Here is a 9,033-nt window from a genome sequence, read left to right as displayed (position 1 = left end):
GGCGCGGCCGCGGCCAGATGCGCCGCATGCCCGGCCGGGTGCGCCGGCGTCGGCGCCAGCACGGGCAGCAGCATCAGCCCCGCGCCGTGCGCCGACGACATCAGGAACGACCAGCCGGCCAGCTGCGCCGCCGACAGGCGCATGCCGGCCCACCGGAAGTGCCGGGCCGAGAGCAGCCGCCACAACCCGAAGCCGACCAGGACGGCGCCGCCAACGATCGCCACCAGGTCGCCGGTGACCACCGACTCCGTCGCCGACACCACCGCCGCGACGATCGCCACCGAGGCCAGATGCCCGGCGGCGATCGGCGGCAGCGAGCCCAGCAGCACCGCCCGGCTCTGCTCCTGCATGCCGCGGGCCACCGAGAAGAGCCAGCCCATCGCCGGGTTCAGCCCGTGGAAGGCGCCCAGCGCGGCGAGCGCCGCAAGCTGGCCGACCGTCACGGGAAGCAGTAGGAGTCGGACGACGCGTCGCCGCCCTGCAGCCGGGTCTGGTGCACCCGCCGGCCCCGGAAGTCGTCGCCGCGCGGGAAGAAGCGCGGATCCAGCGCCATCCCGCCGGCCTCCGGGTCCACGTCGACCTTCACCATCCAGGCGCCGACGCCGTCCGGATAGAACTGGTCGTCCCAGGAGCCGTAGAGCGAGTTGGTCACGTAGACGCGGCGGCCGTCGCGGGACACCTCGACCATCTGCGGCCCGCCGGCCAGCGGCTCCCCCGGGAACGACGGGTGCGCCGCCCGGTCGACCACGCCGCCGAGGCGGATCGAGCCGGTCTCCACCGGGTGCAGCGGGTCGGAGACGTCGAACTGCTTCAGCTCGCCGGTGCCCCAGCAGGAGACGTAGAGGAAGCGGTCGTCGACGGACAGGTCGATGTCGGTGATCAGCGGCGGCACGGCGCCGAACGGCTGCAGCGCCGGCGGCAGGTCCGCGGCGTCGGCGGGCTCGGCCGGCACGTCGATCACCTTGGTGACGGTGAACTCGCCGCCGGAGCGCTGCCACACCCACACCGACGCGGACAGGTCCTCGACGCTGACCACCACGCCGAGGAAGCCGTACTCCTTGCGCGGGTCATGTGCCGGGCGCAGCTCGAGGGTCATCTGATATTGGTCGCCGAGGTCCACCGTCTGCACGAGGGTGCGCTTGGCCAGGTCCCAGAAGTGCAGGCGGTGGCCGTATTTCCGGCCGAGCAGCAGCTCCGGCACCACCCCGTCCTCGATCATGGACGGCGTGCCCCACTCCGAGGAGACGAGCACGTCGCGGGTCAGGTGCCACCAGAAGTCGTAGGCCAGGTGCTGGTCGCCGCGGTCGTTCTCCCACGCTCCGCGCACCTCGAAGGTGGTGTGGTCCAGCACCGCGATGCCGCCCGGGCCCTCGGACGAGCCGCCGCCGAGCGCGGAGACGTAGATCCCGTCCGGGCCGCAGTGCACCGTGTGCGGCCGCGAATAGCCGGCCTTCCCGGCCAGCTCCGCGGCCGGTATCTCCTTCACCAGTACGGGATTGCGCGGGTCGTCCTTGGTGTCCAGCACGTAGATCCGCGAGGAGCGCAGACCGGGAACGATGAGGTAACGCCGCTCGACGTGCGGGTGCGGCGCGGTCGGGCACAGCGCGCTGCTGCACGCGTTCCACCCGAAGTGGTGCAGCTCGTCGCCGGTGTGCGGCAGCTCGGTCCACCCGACCACCGTGCCGTAACCGGCGGAGTCGGGGTCGGTGTCGACGACGGCGATGGCGTCCGGAAGCTCGGCCGAGCGATCGAACGCGGCGACGTACGCCAGCCGCTCGGCGGGGGCGCCGGCAGCGTCGCGCGGGGATGGGTAGAACGTCGGATCGGGAGTCCATCGCGTCATGCCGGTAATCCTTCTCCGACGGTGGCCCCGTGAACAGGGTCACAACTGTCAAGGACCTGTCAACGGGGGCTCAACGGCAGCCTGACCAGCACCGTCGTGCCCGGACCCTCGTGCTCGGTGAGGTCGATGCTGCCGTGGTGGCGCTGCACGACGGCGCGGCTGAGCGTCAGCCCCAGCCCGCTGCCGGGAATGGCCCGGTCCCGGGCCCGGCTCGTCCGGTACAGCCCGGTGAACATCTTCTCCCGCTCGTCCTGTGAGACGCCGATCCCGGCATCGGAGACCGCAAGCTCCGCGCTGCGCCCGACGGTACGCAGCGTGACGGCGATCTCGCCGCCGTCCGGGCTGTACTTCACGGCGTTGCTGAGCAGGTTGTCGACGACCTGCCGCAGCCGTTCGCGATCACCGGGCACGACGAGTTGCTCGGGAAGATCGTCCACGATGGTGACCGGCTCGTCGAGCACCGCGTCCCGGGTGCGCACCACCGACTCGCGGACGATCTGCGCCAGGTCCACCGGGGTGAGCCGCACCGAGGCGTGCCCGGTGTCCAGGGCGGACAGTTCGAGCAGCTCGTTGATGATGTGCCGGAGCTGGGTGGCGTTGCGGTCGATGACCTCGAGCAGCCGCGGCCCGTCCTTGACCAGGCCCTCGGCGTCGGCGTCGCGCAGCAGCTCGGTGTAGGCCGCGATCGACGTCAGCGGGGTACGCAGCTCGTGGCCGACCAGCGCGAGATACTCGCTCTTGCTGCGGGCCAGCTGCCGCTGCAGATCCTCGACGAGCCGCCGCTCGACGAACTGGGCGATCTGCGCGGAAATGCCGGACATCAGGGCGACCAACTCGTCCTCCGGATCCTCGACGGTGTCGGCGAACACCACCAGGACCCCGAGCGTCTCGAGCCCGTTGCGGACCGGGACGGCCAGCGCGGTGTGCAGCTGCGAGGTGGCGGCGGTCTGCGGCGAGATCAGGCTCTGCGGGCGCCCGACGTCCCGGATCCACAGCGGCTTACCGGCCTGCCAGGCGCGCCCGGCCAGCCCCGTCCCGTACGCCAGCTCGCCCGGCACCTCGATGTCGGCCTGCCAATGCGGGGAGTGCCAGCTCGCGGCCGAGCGCACCACCCCGGCGGCGTCGTCGACGAGCCACAGCTCGGCATGGGTCCAGCCCAGCGTCCCGACCACGGCCTCGAGCACCCGCGGCCCGGCGGCCTCGATGGTGGCCGCGGCGGCCAGGGCGGTCACCACGGCGAGCTCGCAGGTGCGGAACCGCTCGGCGCGCCGGCGCCGGGTCACGTCCTGCACCGCCTGCACGGCGCCGACGGTCCGCCCGTCCGACCCCAGGATCGGCTGGGCGTCGATAAGGTAATACCGGGTGCGCCGCCCCCGGGCCTGCAGCGCCGTCTCCTCGTCGCGCAGCCGCTCGCCGCGCAGGGCCCGGAACAGCGCGACGTCCTCGCGCCGCAGCGGATTACCCTGCGCGTCGGTCAACTCGGCGACGGCCGCGCCGTCGTTCACGTCGCCGGGGAACGGCGCGCTGCCCCACAACTTCTGCATCCGAGCATTGACCAGCACGATCCGGCCGTCGGCGTCGCAGGCGGTGACCCCGTCGTGCAGGCTGTCGACCACGGCGTCGAGAAAGCGGCGCTGCCGGTCGATCTCCAGCCGGGCGAGCTGCTCGGTGATGAGCAGATTGGCGACCTGCGCCGCGTCGGCGACGGCGGCGACATCACCGTCGGTCCACCGGTGCGGCTCGCTGTCGAGGGCGCAACACACGCCGACGACGGCACCGGATTCGTCCCGCACCGGGTGACCCAGGTAGGCGCCGGTCATGCCGACCCTGTGCACGGGCGAGCCCGCCGGGACCCGGGGATCGTTGCCGAGATCCTCGATGACCAGCGGCCGGTCGCTGGAGACCAGGATGCCGGCCAGGGTGTCCTCGAGCCTGACGTCGGCGACGTCCTCCCACCGCACGCTGAGGCCGTAGCCGCCGTAGCTGCGCAGCCGGTCGCCCTCGACGAAGTGCACGAGCGCGGCGGGGGCGTTGGCGGCCCGGGCGACGAGCGCGGCCAGCTGGTCGGCGGCGCCGCTGGTGAGCAGGTTCCGCCGCGGCGTGGAGTCGCCCTGCCAGCCCGAAGTCCGCGGAGTCCAGGGGCTGGTAGCGGTGGTGGCCGGGTCCGGGGCCGTTGCGGGCGGATCCGAAGGCGGGGCGGGTGCGGGCGAATCCGGAGGCGGTGCGGGCGCGGGCGGATCTGGAGCCGGTCCGGCGGGCCTGGCGCTCTGCGCTCCCGGACCGGGCTGATGCCCGAGGCCAAGATCACTTTGCCGCATGCTCCGACCTCCGCCCTCAGCCTACGGGCGCCAAAGCCATTAAAACGGCAAACCGGAGGTTACGGCCTACCTGCGCCGATAGATCAGGTCGAAGACCTCGCGGCCCGCGATGACGCCGCGCCGCTCGAACTTGGTCTCCGGGCGGTGCGCGGGCCGCGGCGCGTAACCGTCGTGGGCGTTCGACAGGCCCGGGTCGGCCGACAACGTCTGCGCCATCGACTCCGCGTAGTGGGCCCAGTCCGTCGCGCAATGCAGCGTGCCGCCCGGGCGCAGGCGATCCCGCAGCAGGGCGACGTTGGCCGGCTGGATCAGGCGGCGCTTGTGGTGGCGCGCCTTGGGCCAGGGGTCCGGGAAGAAGGCGTGCACCGCGTCGAGGGCCCCCGGCGGGATCTTGCGGACCAGTTCCATCGCGTCACCGTGCACGATCCGGACATTGGTCAGACCCTTCTCGCCGATCAGCGCGAGCAGGTTGCCGATGCCCGGGGTGTGCACCTCAACGGCCAGCAGGTCGCGGCCCGGGTCGGCCTCGGCCATCGCCGCCGCCGAGTCGCCCATCCCAAAGCCGATCTCCAGCACCCGCGGCGCCTCGCGGCCGAACAACTCCGCCAGGTCAAGGGGGGTGTGGTCACCGTCGAGGACGGTCAGGCCGTAAGCGGGCCAGAGGTCGGTCATCGCGTCGGCATGCCGGGCGCTCATCCGGCCACGCCGGGGGTGGAACGTCCGGATCGGGCGCTCGGTCGTGTCGCTCATCAGGCCGCCCAGGATACCCGGCCCGAACCGCCGGGCCGGCCCACGTCCATTCGGTCTTCGGCAACCGCGTGGCCGGACACGCGGACCGCCCCGGGAGTCCGGGCTGGCGCGCGGCGGTTGGCTGGGCGGATGTTCCGGCCCTGGGGCACCCGGGCCGGCATAAGGCGGTCGGATCCTGATGGCTGGCTGGGCAGGGCGGATAGCCGGGGGCCGGCCTGGCGGGCGCGTGGCCGGCCCGGGAGTGCCGGGCCGGCCCGCGGTCGATGTGGTCGGGCTACCGCTTCGGCTGGACGCTCGGCTGCGAGCCCTGGTGGAACGGGGTCCGGGCGTTCGTCGCCAGGTTGATGACCATGATCCAGGAGGCGTTGCGGTAGGTGCCGGTCAGGACGCCGCGCGCCTTGTCCACGTACGCCATCTCGCGGTCCTGGCTGGCGCCGATGTTGCGCTTCACGCCGGTCACGACGTCGTATTCGACCACGTGCACCGGCTGGTTCTCGGCCGAGGTCTCACCCTCCTGGAAGGCCGTCCAGGCCAGCTTCACGCCGTCCGCCCGCCAGTTCGGCACCACCGCGAAGCCGGAGTTCTGCAGGCTGCCGCCGCCATACGCCGCCACGGTCTTCTCGCCGCCGGTCGCCACCGTGCCCACGGTGAGGCAGGCGTCGTAGATCGAGTCGCAGTCGCCGCCGCGGAAGGCGACCTTCGCGCCGTCCGGCGACCAGGCCACCGCGTCGTCGCCGCGCAGCCGGTCGGTGAGCGAGGTGCCCCCCGGCGCCCCCGCGGCCCGCGCCGCGTCGGACTCGGCCGGCAGGTCCTCCCCACGGCAGGAGCCCGGGAACACCACCTCGGGTTTCGCGCCGGCTCCGGTCGCCGAGATCCGGTAGACCCCCGGGCCGCCGCTGCAGGACAGCGAGGCGAACGCGATCGTCCTGCCGTCCGGCGACCACGACGGGCCGGCGGCGGCGCGCGTGGTCAGCCGGCGCTTGGCGCTGCCGTCGGCCTTCATGGTCCACAGTTGGTGCGCCTTGAGCAGGGCGATCGACGTGCCGTCGGGCGAGAAGCGCGGGCGCGACCAGCCGCCGCCGGTGGTCAGCTTCGTCTCGGTCGCGCCCTTGCTCACGTAAACGTCACCGGAGCGGACATATGCCACCAGGCTCGGCATCGTCGGCGTGGCAGCCGCAGCGGGCGCCGTCTGAAACAGTGCCCCCGCAGCGACCCCGGCCACCGCTACCGCCGTGTTGCCCGCAAACCGTGTGACTGCCTTCATGCCGAACGCCCCCCGACGTAGTCCGCTTATACCTCCAGCATCGTCGCAACCGGGCTGCAACTAAGAAGTTCCCACGCCGAAACCTGGAAAAATCCGGACCGTTCGGGCTGGCGGGCTCGGTGAGGCGGCGGTTGGCGCCCACATCTCGGTGAGGCGGCGGTTGGCGCCCACATCTCGGTGAGGCGGCGGTCGCCGCCCACATCTCGGTCAGGCGGCGGTCGCCGTCCACATCGCGGTGAAGGCGGCCGCCTCGCCCGCCAGCCAGCGCTCGACGTCGCCGGCCTTGGCGCCCCGATCCATCAGGTGCGAGGTGCCGCGGCGCAGGTCGACCAGCACCGGCTCCGCCCCGGGCAGGATCTGGTCCATGTGCCGCGCCATCAGGTGCAACGTCGCGGTGATCGCCTCGGGGGTCGGCGGCAGCTCGTCGAAGTGCAGCCGGACCGCTTCGCGCCGACCGTCCTCGTAGCGCAGCCCGAAGTGGGGATTGATCTTCACCGCGAGGGGCCCGACGGAGGCGAGGGCGTCACGGGTCTGCGCGAGGCTGATCCCCTCCGGGTCGCCGAGCGAGTGCAGGTAGGTCGTCGCGCCGGAGCTGACCGCCTCGTAGAGCGGCTTCCACCGCGGCTTCACCAGATCTGGGACGCCGTTGAGGTAGCTGCCGCCGGTGCGGAAGGCGATGTCGGCCTTGAGCGCCTTGACCAACTGGCCGTGCGGGTTGAAGCCGGAGCGGCGTTCGCGCTGACGCCGGAGTCCGCCGACGAAGGTGGCCTTGGCCGGGCCCGTCCGAGCGACATAACGGGTGAACCCGAGCATGGTGGCGTATGGCGGAATGGTGGACAAAACAGGCGTCGTCACAGTGATCTCCCCGCAGCTCAGCGCTGGTTTTAGTACACACATACTAATCGACGGGTACGACATTCCCCAAACCTCGAGTGGCCGCACGGATGCTGTGAGTGATCATCGGGCATGTCGCTTTCCGCGCGAACCTCATGGAGTCCGGACTCGGTCAAACCGCCCCTCGCGAAGTCGCCAAGAACCGATCGCCCGGGGCTCGCCCCACCCGCCGGTCCGCTCGCTTGCCCGCCAACTCGTCCCGCCAACTCGTCCCGCCCGCCCGCCCGGCTCGCCCGCCCGGCTCGCCCGCCCGGCTCGCCCGCCCGGCTCGGCGGACGCCACGCGAACCGGGGTCGTGGAAGGATGCGGCGATGCCGCTCCGGGTCGCCACAACCCAGCCAGTCGCAACAACCGACGTCCCAGCGAACGGATCGAAGGCGCGCGAGTTGATGCGGCTGGCGGCCGGGGAGGGTGCCAGGCTGATCCACTTCCCCGAGGGCTTCCTGTCGGGCTACGCCAAGGAACAGATCGCGGACTGGGACGACGTCGACTGGGCTGCCGTTCGTGCCGAAATCCGGGCGATCGCCCACCTCGCCACCGAGCTTCGGATATGGGTCGTGATCGGCTCGGCGCACCCGCTGACGCCGCCGAACCGCCCGCACAACAGCCTCTACGTGATCTCCGACCGGGGCGAGGTCGTGAATCGCTACGACAAGCGTTTCTGCTCCAACACGGAGATCACCCGCTTCTACAGCCCGGGCTTCGAGCCCGTCGTGTTCGACGTCGACGGCTATCGGTTCGGCTGCGCCATCTGCGTCGAGGTCAACTTCCCCAGCGTCTTCATCGAGTACGACCGGCTGGGTGTGGACTGCCTCCTGCTGTCGGCCTGGCCCATCGACTCGGTCTTCTTCCTCAAGGCCCGGTCTCACGCCGCGATCCACAACTACTGGCTGAGCCTGTCCGTCCCGGCGCAGAGCGCGGATCTGATGCCGTCGGCGATCATCGGGCCGGACGGCAGCGAGTCGGCCTCCATCCACGCCCCCGGGGAACTCGCCATCGCCACGCTCGACCGCGACGCCCCCGAGTTTCACATCGCGGTAAACCTGGCCCGCCCCTGGCGCGCGGACGCGGACCTGGGAGACATCTATCGGCGCCGCCGTGTCGACGACGACCCTCGCAGCGATGACCGGACGGCCGTCTAGGGACGGTTCGCGGTCGAGGCCCGGACGGGGTCTGGCCGGCGTTGAGCGACCTCCGCACGGCAAGGGGCGTCCAGCGCCGCGGCGAATGTGGGCCGGCGGGACGCGAAGTGGGCGGCCTCCTGTCGTGTCCACGCCAGCATCTCGGCCGCGCCGGAACCGGCGGGACCCTCGCGGTGTCGACAAGCGCGGTCGCCCCAGAAGCGGTCGTTGCGGATGAATCGGTTCTCGATCGCCGCCGGTAGCCGGCGACGCTGGTCCTCCGACAGCCCGTACGCGTCGGCGAGGACCCGCACCTGGCGTGCCTGCCCGGTCGCCGGGCCCCGGGCCGGCTTCGACGAGACGCACCACGACCAGGCCAGGTAGCCGACGTCCTCGAGCGGGTCGCCGACCGCCGCGAAGTCGAAGTCGATGAACGCCACCGGCAGGCCGTCGCGGAACACGGTGTTGTTCGGACCCGGGTCGTGATGGCAGACGACGTCCCCGCCGCCGAGCCGCTCGGCCAGGTCGCGGCTCGCGTCATGCATGCGCCGCAGCAGGATTGCCGCCCGCGCGACCTGCTCGTCGGCGAAGGCGCGCCACTTCGCCGGCACCTCACCGGGAACGTAGGTCAGGATTTCGCGACCGGCGCGGTCCTCACCCAGATATCCGGGCGCGCCCTCGAAGCCGCGGGAGGCGAGGTGGGTCAACAGCTGCGCGACGAACGGGGACGCCGGCGACCCGGGACGCCGTACGGTGTCACCCACTCGCACGACGCCGGGTGTCATGCGGCCGCCGAGCTGCGGCACCTCACGATCGGCGGCTCCGTCGGGCACCGGGCCAGGC

The 9,033-nt window shown here is 72.2% G+C and carries 8 protein-coding genes; 1 reads left to right on the top strand and 7 read right to left on the bottom strand.

What is annotated here, in order from left to right; translation table 11 throughout:
• The 6 genes from AB0F10_RS25280 to AB0F10_RS25255 form a co-directional block, all read right to left on the bottom strand.
• The coding region (locus AB0F10_RS25280; RefSeq protein WP_360629740.1) for a hypothetical protein at nt 1-443 on the bottom strand (443 nt) is incomplete at its 3' end.
• A complete protein-coding gene (locus tag AB0F10_RS25275; RefSeq protein WP_360629737.1) occupies nt 440-1,843 on the bottom strand; it encodes a selenium-binding protein SBP56-related protein in 1,404 nt (467 codons plus the stop codon). The genes AB0F10_RS25275 and AB0F10_RS25280, both read right to left, overlap by 4 nt.
• Nucleotides 1,844-1,902: 59 nt before the next feature.
• Nucleotides 1,903-4,161, bottom strand: a complete 2,259-nt coding sequence (locus AB0F10_RS25270) for an ATP-binding protein (protein ID WP_360629734.1) — start codon at nt 4,159-4,161, stop codon at nt 1,903-1,905.
• Between the two features lie 66 nt (nt 4,162-4,227).
• Entirely contained in the window at nt 4,228-4,911 is a 684-nt protein-coding gene (trmB, locus tag AB0F10_RS25265; protein WP_360629731.1) for a tRNA (guanosine(46)-N7)-methyltransferase TrmB, read from the bottom strand.
• Between the two features lie 274 nt (nt 4,912-5,185).
• Nucleotides 5,186-6,070, bottom strand: a complete 885-nt coding sequence (locus AB0F10_RS25260) for a hypothetical protein (RefSeq protein ID WP_360629727.1) — start codon at nt 6,068-6,070, stop codon at nt 5,186-5,188.
• 312 nt (nt 6,071-6,382) lie between these two features.
• Nucleotides 6,383-7,072 (bottom strand): hypothetical protein, encoded by a 690-nt coding sequence (locus AB0F10_RS25255; protein ID WP_360629724.1) that lies wholly within the window; start codon nt 7,070-7,072, stop codon nt 6,383-6,385.
• A gap of 92 nt (nt 7,073-7,164) precedes the next feature.
• Here AB0F10_RS25255 and AB0F10_RS25250 point away from each other — a divergent pair, with 92 nt between their 5' ends.
• Entirely contained in the window at nt 7,165-8,211 is a 1,047-nt protein-coding gene (locus tag AB0F10_RS25250; RefSeq protein ID WP_360629743.1) for a carbon-nitrogen hydrolase family protein, read from the top strand.
• On the opposite strand, the gene AB0F10_RS25245 is transcribed toward AB0F10_RS25250, so the two are convergent.
• The gene (locus AB0F10_RS25245) at nt 8,208-9,023 is read right to left on the bottom strand and encodes a phosphotransferase (RefSeq protein ID WP_360629721.1); all 816 of its coding nucleotides are present in this window, start codon (nt 9,021-9,023) and stop codon (nt 8,208-8,210) included. The two genes, AB0F10_RS25250 and AB0F10_RS25245, sit on opposite strands and share 4 nt — an antisense overlap.
• Between the last annotated feature and the right edge of the window lie 10 nt (nt 9,024-9,033).

The organism is Actinoplanes sp. NPDC026623, assembly GCF_040638275.1.
Lineage (GTDB): Bacteria > Actinomycetota > Actinomycetes > Mycobacteriales > Micromonosporaceae > Actinoplanes.
Note: the sequence above shows the minus strand (reverse complement) of the source record. Positions and strands in the feature narration are given on the sequence as shown.

What these genes read in the sequence shown, in the direction of transcription:
- AB0F10_RS25275 (WP_360629737.1), bottom strand. Translation starts at nt 1,843, where the DNA reads ATGACGCGATGGACTCCCGATCCGACGTTCTACCCATCCCCGCGCGAC.
- AB0F10_RS25270 (WP_360629734.1), bottom strand. Translation starts at nt 4,161, where the DNA reads ATGCGGCAAAGTGATCTTGGCCTCGGGCATCAGCCCGGTCCGGGAGCG.
- trmB (WP_360629731.1), bottom strand. Translation starts at nt 4,911, where the DNA reads ATGAGCGACACGACCGAGCGCCCGATCCGGACGTTCCACCCCCGGCGT.
- AB0F10_RS25260 (WP_360629727.1), bottom strand. Translation starts at nt 6,070, where the DNA reads ATGCCGAGCCTGGTGGCATATGTCCGCTCCGGTGACGTTTACGTGAGC.
- AB0F10_RS25255 (WP_360629724.1), bottom strand. Translation starts at nt 7,072, where the DNA reads ATGTGTGTACTAAAACCAGCGCTGAGCTGCGGGGAGATCACTGTGACG.
- AB0F10_RS25250 (WP_360629743.1), top strand. Translation starts at nt 7,165, where the DNA reads ATGGAGTCCGGACTCGGTCAAACCGCCCCTCGCGAAGTCGCCAAGAAC.